The sequence below is a fragment of the Enterobacter nematophilus genome (genome assembly GCF_026344075.1).
GTDB lineage: Bacteria > Pseudomonadota > Gammaproteobacteria > Enterobacterales > Enterobacteriaceae > Enterobacter > Enterobacter nematophilus.
Genome location: NZ_JAPKNE010000001.1, coordinates 1,366,830 through 1,381,381 on the forward strand (window position 1 = coordinate 1,366,830; position 14,552 = coordinate 1,381,381).

12 protein-coding genes are annotated in these 14,552 nt (G+C 62.2%); 5 read left to right on the forward strand and 7 right to left on the reverse strand.

Annotated features, from left to right (window positions below; all coding sequences use genetic code 11):
• The first annotated feature begins 102 nt into the window (after window positions 1-102).
• The 3 genes from OSH03_RS06505 to OSH03_RS06515 all read left to right on the forward strand — a co-directional run bounded on the left by OSH03_RS06505 (window position 103) and on the right by OSH03_RS06515 (window position 1,341).
• Complete coding sequence (locus OSH03_RS06505) at window positions 103-414, forward strand: type II toxin-antitoxin system HigB family toxin (protein ID WP_266178583.1); 312 nt, start codon at window positions 103-105, stop codon at window positions 412-414.
• Entirely contained in the window at window positions 411-830 is a 420-nt protein-coding gene (locus OSH03_RS06510) for a helix-turn-helix domain-containing protein (protein WP_266178584.1), read from the forward strand. Before OSH03_RS06505 ends, OSH03_RS06510 begins: the two co-directional genes overlap by 4 nt.
• Window positions 831-915: 85 nt before the next feature.
• Window positions 916-1,341, forward strand: coding sequence for a VOC family protein (locus OSH03_RS06515; RefSeq protein ID WP_266178585.1), 426 nt, complete (start codon window positions 916-918; stop codon window positions 1,339-1,341).
• A 16-nt stretch (window positions 1,342-1,357) separates the two neighbouring features.
• Here the strand turns inward: OSH03_RS06515 and OSH03_RS06520 are convergent, their stop codons facing one another.
• Genes OSH03_RS06520 through OSH03_RS06530 form a run of 3 tightly spaced genes read right to left on the reverse strand, consistent with a single transcriptional unit; the run spans window position 1,358 to window position 4,402 of the window.
• A complete protein-coding gene (locus OSH03_RS06520; protein ID WP_266178586.1) occupies window positions 1,358-2,221 on the reverse strand; it encodes an efflux RND transporter periplasmic adaptor subunit in 864 nt (287 codons plus the stop codon).
• The gene (locus OSH03_RS06525) at window positions 2,218-2,433 is read right to left on the reverse strand and encodes a DUF1656 domain-containing protein (RefSeq protein ID WP_266178587.1); all 216 of its coding nucleotides are present in this window, start codon (window positions 2,431-2,433) and stop codon (window positions 2,218-2,220) included. Before OSH03_RS06525 ends, OSH03_RS06520 begins: the two co-directional genes overlap by 4 nt.
• On the reverse strand, window positions 2,426-4,402 hold the full coding sequence (locus OSH03_RS06530) for an FUSC family protein (RefSeq protein ID WP_266178588.1): 1,977 nt from the start codon (window positions 4,400-4,402) through the stop codon (window positions 2,426-2,428). Before OSH03_RS06530 ends, OSH03_RS06525 begins: the two co-directional genes overlap by 8 nt.
• 76 nt (window positions 4,403-4,478) lie before the next feature.
• Between OSH03_RS06530 and OSH03_RS06535 the strand changes: the two genes are divergently transcribed.
• Entirely contained in the window at window positions 4,479-5,273 is a 795-nt protein-coding gene (locus OSH03_RS06535; RefSeq protein ID WP_266178589.1) for an AraC family transcriptional regulator, read from the forward strand.
• On the opposite strand, the gene OSH03_RS06540 is transcribed toward OSH03_RS06535, so the two are convergent.
• Window positions 5,270-6,160: an oxidoreductase gene (locus OSH03_RS06540; protein WP_266178649.1), complete on the reverse strand. Its 891-nt coding sequence runs from the start codon at window positions 6,158-6,160 to the stop codon at window positions 5,270-5,272. The genes OSH03_RS06535 and OSH03_RS06540 overlap by 4 nt on opposite strands.
• 105 nt (window positions 6,161-6,265) lie before the next feature.
• On the opposite strand from OSH03_RS06540, the gene OSH03_RS06545 reads away from it, so the two are divergent.
• Window positions 6,266-7,387, forward strand: a complete 1,122-nt coding sequence (locus OSH03_RS06545) for a YbdK family carboxylate-amine ligase (protein ID WP_061098955.1) — start codon at window positions 6,266-6,268, stop codon at window positions 7,385-7,387.
• Here OSH03_RS06545 and OSH03_RS06550 read toward each other — a convergent pair.
• The 3 genes from OSH03_RS06550 to OSH03_RS06560 form a co-directional block, all read right to left on the reverse strand.
• Window positions 7,338-10,472: an efflux RND transporter permease subunit gene (locus OSH03_RS06550; RefSeq protein ID WP_266178590.1), complete on the reverse strand. Its 3,135-nt coding sequence runs from the start codon at window positions 10,470-10,472 to the stop codon at window positions 7,338-7,340. The two genes, OSH03_RS06545 and OSH03_RS06550, sit on opposite strands and share 50 nt — an antisense overlap.
• Before the next feature lie 9 nt (window positions 10,473-10,481).
• Window positions 10,482-11,543 carry an efflux RND transporter periplasmic adaptor subunit gene (locus OSH03_RS06555; RefSeq protein WP_266178591.1) on the reverse strand — a complete coding sequence of 354 codons (1,062 nt, stop codon included), beginning with the start codon at window positions 11,541-11,543 and terminating at the stop codon, window positions 10,482-10,484.
• A 116-nt stretch (window positions 11,544-11,659) separates the two neighbouring features.
• Window positions 11,660-14,368 carry a cation-transporting P-type ATPase gene (locus OSH03_RS06560; protein ID WP_266178592.1) on the reverse strand — a complete coding sequence of 903 codons (2,709 nt, stop codon included), beginning with the start codon at window positions 14,366-14,368 and terminating at the stop codon, window positions 11,660-11,662.
• Between the last annotated feature and the right edge of the window lie 184 nt (window positions 14,369-14,552).

The following is a 14,552-nucleotide window of genomic DNA, read 5'->3' on the forward strand; positions in this document are numbered from 1 at the left end:
TGAATACGCTCCGCAAATCAAACAAATACCCAAAACCAAACCATCCACTTTTATCTCTCACCACCACCTATACTGTTTCCTTCGTGGAAACAAGGTGCAAGAATGCACATAGTTTCAAGAGTGCCTTTCGACACAGCGGCCAGACAATTTCCTAACCAATCACTCGCCCTGGACGATCTTTACCGGGTACTAAAGAAGGAACACTACCCTTCACCAGACGACATGCGAAAGCGCTTTCCCAGCCTGGATCGGATGAAATACCGGGAAAAATGGTGGGTCATTGATGTGGGTGGCGGACATTTAAGAGTGATGTTTTTTGCTGATTTTGAGCGAGGAAAGATTTTCATCAAACACATCAGCACACACGCAGAGTATGACAAGCTCACTGACCTCTACCGGAGAACGAAAGAATGAATTTTGCAGCAGCCATCAAAGCGGCAAAGGATCTGACAAACGCGCTCCCTTTCCTGGGCTCAAGCCCGTCGCGCCAGGATTACGAGGATGCGTTAGCGCTGGTGGAGTATCTGATCGAACACGAACCCGATAGCCCGCTGGTAGAGATGCTCACCGCCAGGATCGATAAGTACGAAAACGAATCTCCGGAGTTTGCGGAATTTAACGCGCGTGTTGCCAGCATTCCGTCAGGCGTTGCATTACTGCGAACGCTGATGGATCAGTATCAACTCACTCAGAGCGACTTGGAGAACGAAATTGGTAAGAAATCTCTGGTGAGTCGGATCCTCAACGGACAGCGTACGTTAACGCTGGATCATATGCGTAGACTGGCGAAGCGTTTTGATTTACCAGTGAGTGCATTTGTAGGGAAGTGATTAAAAAAAGGCTTTGTACACGGCTGGATCCGTAAAAGGACGCTGAAGGCTGTTAAATCGACTATTGAAGAACGGGGGTCTTAAGATGCTGGCTTATATCACTATAGGTACAAATGATTTTCAGCGCTCCGTGAACTTTTATGACGCTGTTTTTAACGTTCTGGGCTACTCGCGTCTGCCTGCCTGGACAGAAAGCTGGGCAATGTGGGGGGATGAAAATAATCCAGGTGAGGGGTTCAGCTTCTGTATTTGTCCTCCTTTTGACGGGCATCGCGCAACGGCGGGAAACGGGACTATGTTCGCATTCAGTGCAGATAACGCGGACCTTGTCAGACGGTTCCATGCCGTGGGCCTCCTCGCGGGAGGAACGAATGAAGGCGAGCCGGGCACGCGAAGCGCGTACGGCCCCGACTTTTATGTTGCCTATCTGCGCGATCCTGACGGGCATAAGCTGGCATGCGTTTGTCAGCATTATTCTCCAGAAGCTGATAAGTTCGTAGACAAGGAATAGTCCCTTCAATCCTTATCTATCGCCCCACCGCCACGCTCGCCGAGAGCCCCGCCACCAGCTCAACTCCCTCCGGCAGCCTGTCGATATGAATGCGCACCGGCACGCGCTGTGCCAGCCGCACCCAGCTAAAGGTGGGCTCGACGTCGGGCAGACCCAGCCCGCCCGTCTCGTCGTTGCTGTCCCCAATCCCACGTCCGATGCTCTCCACGTGACCCGAGATGACCGGCTCGTAGCCCATCAGCACCACCTGCGCGGCATCCCCGACGCGAATATGGCGCAGCTTGGTCTCTTCAAAGTACCCCACCACCCAGAAGCTGTGGGCATCGACGATGGCGACCTTCGTCTCCCCCGCCGTCGCATAGTCTCCGGGGCGAAGCCGCAGGTGCGTAACGTACCCCGAGACCGGCGCACGGACGGTGGCGTGGGCCAGATTCAGCTCGGCCAGCTCCAGCGCGGCCAGCGCGCCGTGATAATTGGCCGTCGCGACGTTCGCCGCGCTGCCGGTTTGCTGCAAATCCTCGCTCGAGATCGCGTTTTTAATCAGCGTGCGGCGATGGGCCGCGTCCTGGCGCATCAGCATCTCATGGCGTTTCGATTCCACGTCAGCCTGCGCGCTGACCACCGCCAGCTTCAGCCAGCGCGGATCGATGGCGTAGAGCACATCGCCCCGGTTCACCCACTGGTTGTCCCGCACGGCCACGCTGATGACGGGCCCGGAGACGTCCGGCGCAATCTGAACCACGTCCGCCCGCACGCGGCCATCGCGGGTCCACGGCGTTTGTGCGTAGTGTTTCCACATCATAAAGGCCAGAAGCGTGGCCGCCGCGACGGCGCTTAACGTCAGCGCATAGCGAGCCAGTAAAGAGAGCAGTGATTTCATGACAATAACCCCAACGCGGTCAGGCCCTGCATCAGCAGGAAAAAGGTGACAATCCAGGTGGAAACATCCATCAGCGGGCGGAACGGCAAGCGCCGGTAGATCCTGCTGAGAGAGAAAAGCGCGACGAGGCCCAGCGTGCAGACCAGCGCCGCGAGGGCGACCATCAGCAGCCCCGGAATAAAAACCCCGCCGATATTGAGATCGTTAACCATGCTCTGGCCTCCGTAATGCACAGTGCAGATCCACCAGCCTGAAGACAAACTGGCGCGTATGTTCATCTGCCGCAGGCAGATGGCGCTCGATAAGGGCGGCAATGCGTTCACGTACGGCGCTACTGTCCGCGGCGTTTATCCGATGAAAAAGCGCGTCAACCTCCCTGCCGGGCGGTGTGTCGCTGCGGCGTAAATGCATAACCGAAAGCCCCAGGCGCAGCGCGTGCAGCAGCCGATCGAGCGCCTGCTCTGGCGCGCGCTCGCTGCGCTGTAAACGCGGCAGCAACAGGGCGGTTCGGTCCATCATCAGGTTGATCCAGTGCGTTTCGTCGACCCGCAGCGTGCCCTTCACGCTGCGGCGAATGTCGCGCTGGCACAGTTTCAGCAGTCGCGTGATGGCACCATCCGCCTGCACGGTTTGCAGCAGGCTCATGCTGATGACGGCAAAGCCGGTCGCGGCAAATAGCGCGATGGCGGTGTTGGCCGCAACGGCAAAGTCTCCGCTGTAGCGCGCCCCCAGCTCGCACAGAATGGGCAGCGTCAGGGTGATGCCCATCGCCATAAACGTAGTGGGCGGGCGCGCCTGAAGCGACCCGGCCAGCAGATACGCCGGGGCAAGCACCGCCACCAGCACCGGGAAATCGCTCACCTGCGGCAGCAGCGCAAAGCTGTAGAACAGGCTTATGACCACGCCCCAGAACGAGCCAATGATGTACTTCACAATGTGCGGCGCCGGGATATCGAAGCTGCCAAACAGCGTGCAGCAGACGCCAAGGATAGAGACCGCCGTACCGCCATCCGGCCACGCCGAGAAGATCCAGACCAGACAGCCGCTCAGAATGATGGCGGAAGCCGCCAGCGCCGTGCGGGCGGCGGTAAGCGGATCGCGGTGGAAAACGTAGCCTTTCGCCGCGCGGGTTTGCCTCTCTCCAGAAACGGGTTTGGCGTGGTGGATGGCCCCGGAAAGACGCTCGCACTGCTGCAGGAGAGCGATGGCCTCCGAGAGGTAGCGAATAAAGCTGACCCGCAGCGCGTCGTCAAACGTCTGCGCCTGCGCGGCATACCGATCGACGAGAAGCGCACAGCGGAGCCGCAGCGCCTCTGCCGTGCTGCTGGCACCCTCACCGGCAAGCCAGGCCTGAACGTCGCCCAGCAACGTCTGCACGTCGGCGGGCGGGGTTCCGAACGCTGGCAGGCGATCGTGCAGTTCGCAGTTGACGATAACCAGCCGCGCCAGCCGGTCGTGGATCGCTTTTCTGGCCTGCCGCGCCGGGGCGGAAAGCGCAAAATCATACGGAATATGGTGGCTTATGCCCTGCAGAAACTGCAGCGCCAGCGCCAGATGCAGCGGGCCGGAAGCCGCGTCGGGTTTACCCGCTAAGGTGTCGGCCACCCGCCCGCGCGCGGCCTGTAGCGTCTGGGATAATTTAGCGTTGAACAGCCCTGATGCGCGCGCGGGCAGCACGTAGCGGTGGATCAGCGCCGCGCAAAAAATCCCAATCGCGATCTCCTGCACGCGGACGATAGCAACGTTAAAGATGCCGCCGGGATCGGATACCGCGGGAAAGCCGATCAGGCTCGCGGTGTAGCCGGCCAGCACGAAGGCGTAGGCCCGGGGCGTGCGCTCCAGCAGGGAGAGCCACAGGCAGAACGCGATCCAGCCCGTCAGCACCGCGCTGCACAAAATCGGCGTATTCGCGAAGGTAGGCACGATCAGCACGGTCGCGCTGGCACCCGCCACGGTACCGGCCAGCCGGTAGAGGCTTCTGCTCAGCGATGCCCCGACCGACGTCTGGGACACGATGTAAACGGTAATAATGGCCCATGAGGGACGTTCGAGGCCTATCGACAGCGCAATGTAATAAGCCAGCATCGCCGCGGCAAAACTCTTGGCGGCGTAGATCAGCGCGCCCGCATCGTTTCGCAATGCGGCGGGCATGCGCGCGGGATGAGAGAAGAAGTTTTTCATGCCGGGATTATTACCGGCTTACAGACGCCCTTAAATACTCTATTCTGTCAAAAAATACCTAAATGTTGCCAGAATCGTGAAGCCTCAACTCGCTCATACGCTGTACGACCCTGACGCCACCGCCAGCCCGGCGGTGGCGCGTCGTCTGGACTTTGTGGATTACGCCGCGGAAGTGCCGGTGCATACCCACCGCAAGGGGCAGCTGATTATTGCCCGATACGGCGCGGTCAGCTGTTACGCGGAAAATGATATCTGGATCGTGCCGCCGGACTGCGCCGTCTGGATCCCCGGCGGGATCCCGCACAGCGCCAGGGCGACCTGGAACGCGCATCTGAACTATCTGTTTATTGAGCCCGGCGCGGCGGCGCTGCCGGAGAGATGCTGCACGCTGGCGATCTCGCCGCTGATTAAGGAGCTGGTCGATCGTCTGACGCGCGAAGGCGTGGATTATCCCCCAGACAGCCACGTCGCCAGGCTGACCCGAGTGACGCTGGACGAGCTCGCCAGCATGCCGCAGCAGAAGCTCAGCCTGCCGGTCTCGGCAGACCCGAAAATTCGCGCGATGGCCGACGCGCTGGTCAGCCGCCCTGAGGACAGAAGCACCCTGAAGGAGTGGGCGAAACGTCTTGCCCTCAGCGAGCGCTCGTTTGCCCGCCTGATGCAGCGCGAAACTGGGCTGAGCTTCGGGCGCTGGCGCCAGCAGCTGCATTTGATTATTGCCCTGCGGGAACTGGCCAGCGGCGTGCCCGTCCAGAACGTGGCGGCAACGCTCGGGTACGAATCCGTGAATGCGTTCATCACCATGTTCCGAAAAGCGATGGGCAGCACGCCCGCCCATTACTTTGCCGAACGGAAAAACAGCGGCCGTTAGCCAGGCCCCTCGCTCCCCGCCGCCAGCAGCGGCACCACTACCTCGCTGATGGGCACCGCAATGCCGTGCTTGCGGCCGTAGCGCTGGATCACGCCGTTGCGGATATCCCACTCCATCGGGCGATCCGCCTGGCGGTCGGCGAGTATCGACGTGCCAAGGTCCTCAGGCGCGCGCTGGAAGTTCGCAAGAATCTCCTGGGCCACGCCATCATCCAGCTTCGCCTCCTCGGCGCGGGCGACGGTAAGCCCCTCGCGCAGGTAGGCCAGCGCAAGCTCGGTGATATCCTCGCGCCTGAACATCCCTGCGCGGCGGTTGGCCAGCACCATCAGCCCGGCGACCGCGTTTTGCAGCAGCTTGCGCCAGGCGACGGTGGCGAAGTCTGCCGAGAGCTCAACCGCGCAGCGCGTTCCGTGAAGCGCCTCAACCACCCGCTGCGCCTGCGGCACCTCCGGCAGGGTCAGGCGCGGCTTCGCCCGCAGCCACACGGACGCGTCCGGCTCGCGCTGGGCCGGGAACCAGACTACCGACGGCAGCACCGTAGCGCCGTTAACCCACGGATCAAGCTGGGCTTTTTGCTCCACGCCGTTTTGCAGCGCGCAGACCACGGTGTTTTCATCGCACAGGGCGCGCAGCCACCCGGCGCTGTCGGCATTTTGCGTCGTTTTTACCGCCACAAAAACGAGATCGGCAGGGCGCGTGATGATGGACGGATCGGTTAATACCGGACCGGGCACCACCGTTTCCCCCTCGTCGTAGCGCAAACGCAGCTCAGGATGCGCGGTACGTCCGCACAGCAGCGGCGTGCGGCCCGCGTCATGCAATACCGCGGCAATGGTGGTCCCAATCGCACCGGGACCTATCAGCGCAATGGTTGGATTGTCAGACATCATTCACTCCCCTTTTCGCTAAGCCTGCTAACAGTTATACCACCCTGAAAAGTGAGCGCCACGTCGTTGTCTATACTCAACACACAACAGACAACGGAGTGCGCCATGCCTTTACCCGATTTTAAGTCCTCTGAACCTTTCACCCTCGGCATTGAGCTCGAACTGCAGGTGGTGAACCCGCCGGGCTACGATCTGAGCCAGGACTCCTCCGCCCTCATCGCCGCCGTCAAAGACGAGATCAAAGGCGGCGAGGTGAAGCACGACATCACCGAAAGCATGCTCGAAATCGCCACCGGCGTGTGCCAGACCATCGACCAGGCGGCGGCGCAGTTCTCGGTGATGCAGCAGAGCATCCTGCGCGCGGCGGCGGAGCAGCATATTCAGATCTGCGGCGGCGGGACGCACCCGTTCCAGAAGTGGCAGCGTCAGGAGGTGTGCGACGACGAGCGCTATAACGTCACGCTGGAGCGCTTTGGCTACCTGATTTTGCAGGCAACGGTGTTCGGCCAGCACGTGCACGTCGGCTGCCGGACCGGGGACGACGCGATTTACCTGCTGCACGGCCTGTCGCGCTTCGTACCGCACTTTATCGCCCTGGCGGCCGCCTCGCCGTACATGCAGGGCACCGACACAAAGTTCTCCTCGTCGCGGCTCAACATCTTCTCCGGGTTCCCGGATAACGGCCAGATGCCGTGGGTCAACAGCTGGCAGGAGTTCGAGGGGCTGTTCCGCCGCCTGAGCTCTACCAGCATGATCGACAGCATTAAGGATCTGCACTGGGACATCCGCCCCAGCCCGCACTTCGGCACCGTGGAGGTGCGGGTGATGGATACGCCGCTGACGCTCGGCCACGCGATTAACATCGCCGGGCTGATTCAGGCGACGTCCCACTGGCTGCTGACCGCGCGGCCGTATAAGCATCAGGAACGGGATTTTCTGCTGTACCGCTTTAACCGCTTTCAGGCCTGTCGCTACGGGCTGGAGGGGATCCTGACGGACGTGCACACCGGCGAGCATAAAACCGTGGCGGAAGACATTGCCTGGCTGCTGGAGCAGGTTGCGCCGTCGGCCGAGAAGCTCGGCGCGACGAGCGCAGTCAATGAAATTGCCCTGCTGTTAAAGCAGGGCAAGAGCGAGGCGCAGCGCATGCGGGACTTTATCGCCGACGGCGGCTCGCTTATTTCTCTGGTTCAGAAGCACTGCGAGCTGTGGGCGACGAGTCCGTAAGGCCGTGGCCCCACTCGCGCAGGCGCTGGAACAGCACGAACAGTGCGGGGATAAACACGATCCCCACCACGGTCGCCACCAGCATGCCGCTGAACACCGTGGTGCCGATGATGCGGCGGCTCTGGGCTCCCGCCCCGGTCGCCAGCATCATTGGAAGAACGCCTATAATGAACGACACGGCGGTCATCATCACCGCGCGGAAGCGGCGCGATGCCCCTTCTCTTGCGGCATCGACAATCTCCATGCCGTCCATGCGCCGCGCGCGGGCAAACTCCACGATAAGAATGGCGTTTTTAGCCGCTAGCGCGATCAGCAGGACCAGGCCAATCTGCACGTACACGTCGTTGGCGTAGCCCGCCATCCACAGCCAGACCAGCGCCCCGCCGATGGCGAACAGCACCGAGAGCATCACGCTCGCCGGAAGCGTCCAGCTCTCGTACTGGGCGACGAGGAACAGCCACGCCATCACTACCGCCGCCAGCACAATCCATATCGCCTGATTGCCGGTCTGCTGCTCCTGATACGACATGCCGCTCCAGGCGTAGTCGTACCCGGCGGGCAGGCTCTGCGCCAGGATCTCGCCCATCGCCGCCATCGCGGTGCTGCTGCTTACCCCTTCCGCTGCCGAACCGCTTACCGATACCGACGGGAACTGGTTGTACTGCTGAATAAATGGCGCGCCGACGGTCGGCGTGATGGTGACGAGGTTGCTCAGTCGCACCCGCTCGCCGCCGTTGCTGCGCACGAACAGCTCGCTGATTTGCTCCGCGCGCTCGCGCCACTGCATCTCGTTCTGCATCACCACGTGGTAGACGCGGTTGTTGACGCTGAAATCCCCGGCGCGCGCGCCGCCGAAGGCGGTTTGCAGGCTGCTGAAGATGCGCGACACCGGCACGTCGAGGCGGGCCGCGCGCTCGCGGTCAACGGTCAGCGTCAGCTGCGGCACGTTGCTGCTCCAGGTGGTGAACACGCGGCTCAGCTGCGGATGCTGGTTGGCTTTCGCCAGCACCTCACGCGTCACGCGCTCCAGCTCCGCCGGACTCTGCCCCGCCTGCGCCTGGATGCGCAGGTCGAAGCCGGAGGCGTTGCCCAGCCCCGGCAGCGTCGGCGGCGCGAAGGTCATGATGGTCGCCTCCGGCAGGGCCAGCAGCTGACGCTGCAGGGTGCCCATCACCTCGTCCAGCGGCGGTCGTTCGCTCCAGTCCTTCAGCATGATGGAGATAAACCCGCCGTTGGAGGCGCTGGTGCCGTTGAGGATGTTAAACCCCGAGACCTGAATCACGTCCTCCACCGCCGGATGTTTAGCGATGAGTTCGCGCGCGGTAGCCATCACCGCTTCGGTGCGCTCCAGCGAGGCCGCCTCCGGCAGCTGGACGCTGGCGAAGAAGTAGCCCTGATCCTCCTGCGGCAGGAAGCCTTTTGGCATCGACGTAAAGCTGAACGCCACCACGGCCGCCGCGCCCGCGGTGGCCAGCAGCGCCAGCCACGGGCGCAGGTTTAAGACGTTCACAATGCGGGTGTAGAAACCGCGCGCGGCATCCAGCCCGCGGTTAAAGGCGCGATAAACTGCCGCAGGTTTCTCCGGGCGCGGACGCAGCAGCAGCGCGCACAGGGCGGGCGTCAGGGTCAGCGCCACCAGGCTTGAAAGCGTCACGGCGGTGGAAAGCGTCACCGCGAACTGGCGGTACAGCTCGCCGACAATCCCCGGCAGGAGCGCCACCGGCACAAACACCGCCAGCAGCACCAGCGTCGTGGCAATCACCGGCCCGGCGATCTGGCGCAGCGCCAGCGCGGTCGCCGCCGTGCGGCTCTGCCCTTCCGCCATCAGCGTTTCGACGCTCTCCACCACCACGATGGCGTCATCCACCACCATGGTCAGCGCCAGAATAATGGCGAACAGGCTCAGCGTGTTGGCGGAGTAGCCGAGCGCGTAGAGCACCGCAAAGGTGCCCACCAGCGATACCGGAATGGCGAGGGCGACAATCAGCGTCGCGCGCCAGCTTTGCAGGAACAGGGACACCACGACCACAACGGCCAGCATCGTCAGCGCCAGCGAGACGCCAATCTCCTGAATGGTGGCGGCAACAAAGGCGGTGGTGTCGAATTTCACCTCGTAGACCAGGTCGTCCGGGAAGCGCGTCGAGAGACGCTCCAGCTCCGCGCGCACCGCGGCGGCCACGCGCAGGGCGTTGGCGGACGGCGTCGGGTAGATGCCGAGGTAGGCGGAGTCGTGCCCGTTCAGCTGCGCGCCGGAGCTGTAGCTGCGCGAGCCAAGCTCGATGGTGGCGACGTCCTTCAGGCGCACCAGCTGGCCCATCTCGCCCGCGCGGATGATGATGTCGGCAAAGTCTTCGGCCTGATTTAAGCGCCCCAGCCCGTTGATGGTCAGGGTCTGCTGCTGGCCGTTAAACACCGGCGGCGTGCCGACCTGGCCTGCCGCCCCCTGCACGTTCTGCTCGCGCAGCGCCTGGGCCACGTCGTCGGTGGTGACGTTCAGGGCGTTCATGCGGTCCGGACGCAGCCAGATGCGCATGCTGTAGTCGCGCGCGCCGAACATCTGCACCTGCCCGACGCCCGGCAGGCGTGACAGCGCCTCGCGCACCTGGGTGCTGGCGTAGTTGCTGACGAACAGCGGCGTGTGGGTGTTATTCGGTGAGTAAAGGCTTACCCCCATCATCAGGTTGGTGGCGCGCTTGCGCACCTGCACGCCGTTTTGCTGCGCCTCGGTCGGCAGCTGCGCCAGGGCCTGCGCCACGCGGTTTTGCACGTCGATGGCGGCGAGGTCAGGATCGGTGCCCGCCGCAAAGGTAAGGTTCAGGCTATAGCTGCCTTCGTCCGAACTGGTGGACTCCATATAGAGCATGTGATCCACGCCGTTCAGCTGGGTTTCCAGCGGCGTGGCGATGGCCTCCGCCACGTCAGCCGAGCTGGCGCCCGGCCAGCTGGCAGACACATTCACCACCGGCGGCGTGATCTGCGGGTACTGCTCCACCGGGATAATCCTCAGCGCGATGGCCCCCAGCAGGGTGATAACCAGCGCAATCACCATCGCAAAGCGCGGGCGTTTGATGAAAAACGTCAGCATGATGGCTCCTTAATTGAGTATCTGGACGGCAGCGCCGGGCTGCACGCGCTGTGCGCCGTCAGTAATCGCTCGCTCACCTGCCTTTACGCCGGAGGCAATGTGAAACTGCTGCCCAGGCTGCCCGGCGACCTTCAGCGGGCGCATTTCGGCTTTGCCGTCGGCGTTAACTATCCAGGCAAAGAACCCGTCGCCGTTCTGCTGGACCGCCGCGGCGGGCAGGGTCAGCACCGGCTGCTCGCTGGCCGGACGCAGGGTTACGTTCACGTTGCCGCCGGGCAGGAGCTGATGGCGCGGGTTGGCGAACTCCGCGCGCAGCATCACGCTGGCGGTACGCGGATCGATGCGGTTGTCTACGGACGTCAGCTCGCCGCTGACGCGCTGGCCGTTGCTGTCAATAAACGCCTGCCAGGCCTGCTTCATGGCGATGATATCCGCATGCTGTCCGACTTTGGTGGCAAACGCCCCCTCCTCCAGCGCAAAGGCGATGCGGATCGGGTCAAGCTGCACCACCTCCACCAGCACGCCGCTGGCAGGATTCACCAGGCTGCCGATGTGGAACTGGCTGTGCCCCACGCGGCCGTCAATCGGCGAGGTGATGCGGGTGTAGTTCAGCGTGACGCTGCGGGTATCGAGCCGGGCTTTGGCCTGCTCCAGCGCGGCGCTCGCCACGTCCCGCTGCATGCGGGCGTTGTCCACGTCGTGACGGCTGATGGCGTTGCTGCTGCCCAGGCTTTCGAAGCGGGAAAGCTGCTGCTGCGCCTGACGCAGCGTGGCTTCGGCGCTTCTCACCTCGGCCTGCGCCAGGCGCAGGGCGGCGCGCGGCTCGGCGTCGTCCAGCTCGAACAGCACGTCGCCTTTTTTCACGTACTGCCCGTCGCGGAAGTGGATTTTGGTGATCACGCCTTCCGTACGCGCGCGCAGCTCAACGGTGTGGATAGCTTCGACGCGGCCCGGGATCTGGCGCTCGGCGGCGTGGGCGGTCTGCTCCACGGCGGCGACGCGCACCGGAATGGCGGCGAATGCGGGTTGCAGGGTACTGACAAGAAGTGCTAACAGGACCGGGAATTTCATGGGAGTACCTCAGCGTTGTCTCCCCTCACCCCGGCCCTCTCCCCAAAGGGGCGAGGGTGTTCAAGTTCCCTCTCCCCTGTGGGGAGAGGGTTAGGGTGAGGGGTGTGGGGTCTTTGTTATGCAGCCTTACGGAACCTGCGGGTCAGTCGCTTCTCGATTTCGACGACGAAGAACATCACGCCCGCCACCGCCAGAGTCACAAACCAGTAGCGCAGCGGCAGCGCTTCGGTACCAAACAGCATCTGCATAAACGGCAGGTAGATAATCGCCGCCTGGAGCAGGAACAGCACGCCCGTCACCAGCCAGATCCCTTTGTTCGCCAGCAGGCCGCGGTTCAGGGAGAACCCTTCGGTGTTACGGCAGTTAATCATGTACACCCACTGGGCGCAGACCAGCATCTGCAGCAGCACGGTGCGGATGAACTCCGCGCTGTGGCCGCGCGGGGCCAGCCAGGCTTCCAGCGCAAAAGCGGCGATGGCAATCATGGTGCCGACGAAGGCCACGCGCCACACGGCGTAGGCGTCCATCACGTGCTGCCCGGTCTGACGCGGCGGACGGCGCATGATGCTGCGCTCGGCGGCCTCAAAGGCCAGGCCGAAGGAGAGCGTGGCGGAGGTCGCCATGTTCATCCACAGAATCAGCACCGGCGTCAGCGGAATGATGTTCCCCGCCAGCAGCGCAATCACAATCAGCAGACCCTGCGCCAGGTTGGTCGGCATGATGAACAGAATGGTCTTCTTCAGGTTGTCGTAAACGCGACGCCCCTCTTTCACCGCGCTGGCAATGGTGGCGAAGTTATCGTCCGTCAGGACCATGTCCGCCGCCTCTTTGGTCACTTCCGTGCCCTTGATGCCCATCGCGATGCCCACGTCCGCCTGACGCAGCGCCGGGGCGTCGTTCACGCCGTCGCCGGTCATACCGACGATTTCGCCTTTGTCCTGCAGCGCTTTCACCAGGCGCAGCTTATGCTCCGGGCTGGTACGGGCGAAGATGTCATATTTCACCGCTGCTTCCGCCAGCGCGGCGTCGTCCATCTTCTCCAGCTCGTAGCCGGTGACCGCCTGCTCGCTGTTGGTGATCCCCAGCATCTGGCCGATGCTCATCGCTGTCTGCGGGTGATCCCCGGTGATCATCTTCACGCGGATCCCCGCCTGCTGGCAGGCGTTAATCGCATCAATCGCTTCCGGACGCGGCGGATCCATCATCCCGGCGATGCCGAGGAAGATCAGGCCGTGGCTCAGGTCATCGTGCGTAAGCGCCTGCTCGCCGTTCGCCGGCTTGAACGCCGCGGCGACCATGCGCAGCCCCTGACGCGCATAGCGCTCCATCTCGCTTTCCCAGTACGTGCGGTTGAATGCTTCCGCACCGCTGCGGGTCTGCTGCTGGGCGCACAGGGCGAAAATGACGTCCGGCGCGCCGGTGATCAGGATCTGCTCCTCGCCGCCAATCTGGTAGTGGGTGCTCATGTACTTGTACTGCGAGTCGAACGGAATTTTGTTAACCAGCGCGGTCGCCACCGGCTCAAGGCTGGCCTTCGCCGCCAGCACCTTCAGCGCGCCCTCGGTCGGCCCGCCGGTAATGCCCCACAGGCCGCGCTCGTCCTGAATCAGCTGGCTGTCGTTGCACAGGTCGATGGTGCGCAGGTACTGCTCCAGCACGGTGCCCGGCTGGATCTGCACCGGCTCGTCGCTGCCTTCCAGGTAGATATTGCCCACCGGCTCGTAGCTGTTGCCGTCCACGCGGTAGCAGACGTCGGCGGTGATGATGGCTTTCACCGTCATCTCGTTCATGGTCAGGGTGCCGGTTTTATCCGAGCAGACCACGGTCATCGCGCCCAGCGTTTCAACCGTCGGCAGTTTGCGGATAATCGCCCGCTTGCGCGCCATCGCCTGCACGCCCAGCGAGAGGATGATGGAGATAATGGCCGGCAGACCTTCCGGTACGGAGGCGACCGCCAGGCTGATCAGAGAGAGCAGCAGCTCGCCCATCGGGATCTCGCGGAACACCAGGCTGAAGACGAACAGCGCCGCCATCATCGCCAGAATAATGGCGAAGATCGCCTTGCCCAGCTTGTCCATCTGCACCAGCAGCGGCGTGCGGTGCTTTTCAATGCCCGCCATCATCTGGTTGATGTGGCCGAGTTCCGTCTCTTTACCGGTCGCGGTGACAACGCCGACGCCGCCGCCCGCGCTCACGGTCGTTCCGGAGAAGACCATATTGGTGCGGTCGCCCAGCGGTAACTCACCGCTCAGCGGATTCGTGTGTTTATCCACTACGGTGGATTCACCGGTCAGAATCGCCTCTTCCACGCGTAAATTATGCGCCTCGATTAAACGCATATCTGCCGGAATACGATCCCCCGCGCGTAATACAATAATATCGCCCGGGACTATTTCAGTTGTGGGTATAGTTTCGTGGTTGCCGTTGCGAATAACGCGCGCCTCGCTGGAGAGCATATTACGAATGCTCTTCAGGGATTTTTCCGCGTTGCTTTCCTGAATATGGCCAATTAAGGCGTTGATAACCGCCACGCCCAAAATAACCAGCGTATCCACCCAGTGGCCCATTACCGCCGTTAATACCGCGGCGGCCAGCAGAACGTAAATCAGCACATCGTTAAAATGGGCTAAAAAACGCAGCCAGGCGGGTTTACCTTTTTTCTCCGGCAGCGCATTCGGGCCATGTTTTTGCAAACGCGCCTGCGCCTCTGCGCAATCCAGACCGCTGGCCTGGCTCTGCACGTGCGTAAGCACCTGCTCTGCGGTCTGCTGGTATGCCAGCCCGCCGGAAGGCGGCATGTTTGGGGAGTATTTTTTTTCAGTCATCGTATTTTTCCTTCAATATCCGGTGAACAGAAGCCTGAATTCCTTTCTGGCTTAAATAAATTGATTTTAAAGTCTTGCGGGTAAAATTGATCTACCGCAATATATTTACCACTGGGTTATTCAAAATTGATTGAAATTATTTCGACGAGATGATTTTTACAAAATATTTCTAAACCGATCCTAA

Coding starts and splice junctions, on each gene's coding strand:
- OSH03_RS06540 (WP_266178649.1), bottom strand. CDS start 6,160: ATGTCTGACAATCCAACCATTGCGCTGATAGGTCCCGGTGCGATTGGG.
- OSH03_RS06520 (WP_266178586.1), bottom strand. CDS start 2,221: ATGAAATCACTGCTCTCTTTACTGGCTCGCTATGCGCTGACGTTAAGC.
- OSH03_RS06530 (WP_266178588.1), bottom strand. CDS start 4,402: ATGAAAAACTTCTTCTCTCATCCCGCGCGCATGCCCGCCGCATTGCGA.
- OSH03_RS06525 (WP_266178587.1), bottom strand. CDS start 2,433: ATGGTTAACGATCTCAATATCGGCGGGGTTTTTATTCCGGGGCTGCTG.
- OSH03_RS06555 (WP_266178591.1), bottom strand. CDS start 11,543: ATGAAATTCCCGGTCCTGTTAGCACTTCTTGTCAGTACCCTGCAACCC.
- OSH03_RS06510 (WP_266178584.1), top strand. CDS start 411: ATGAATTTTGCAGCAGCCATCAAAGCGGCAAAGGATCTGACAAACGCG.
- OSH03_RS06560 (WP_266178592.1), bottom strand. CDS start 14,368: ATGACTGAAAAAAAATACTCCCCAAACATGCCGCCTTCCGGCGGGCTG.
- OSH03_RS06550 (WP_266178590.1), bottom strand. CDS start 10,472: ATGCTGACGTTTTTCATCAAACGCCCGCGCTTTGCGATGGTGATTGCG.
- OSH03_RS06545 (WP_061098955.1), top strand. CDS start 6,266: ATGCCTTTACCCGATTTTAAGTCCTCTGAACCTTTCACCCTCGGCATT.
- OSH03_RS06515 (WP_266178585.1), top strand. CDS start 916: ATGCTGGCTTATATCACTATAGGTACAAATGATTTTCAGCGCTCCGTG.
- OSH03_RS06505 (WP_266178583.1), top strand. CDS start 103: ATGCACATAGTTTCAAGAGTGCCTTTCGACACAGCGGCCAGACAATTT.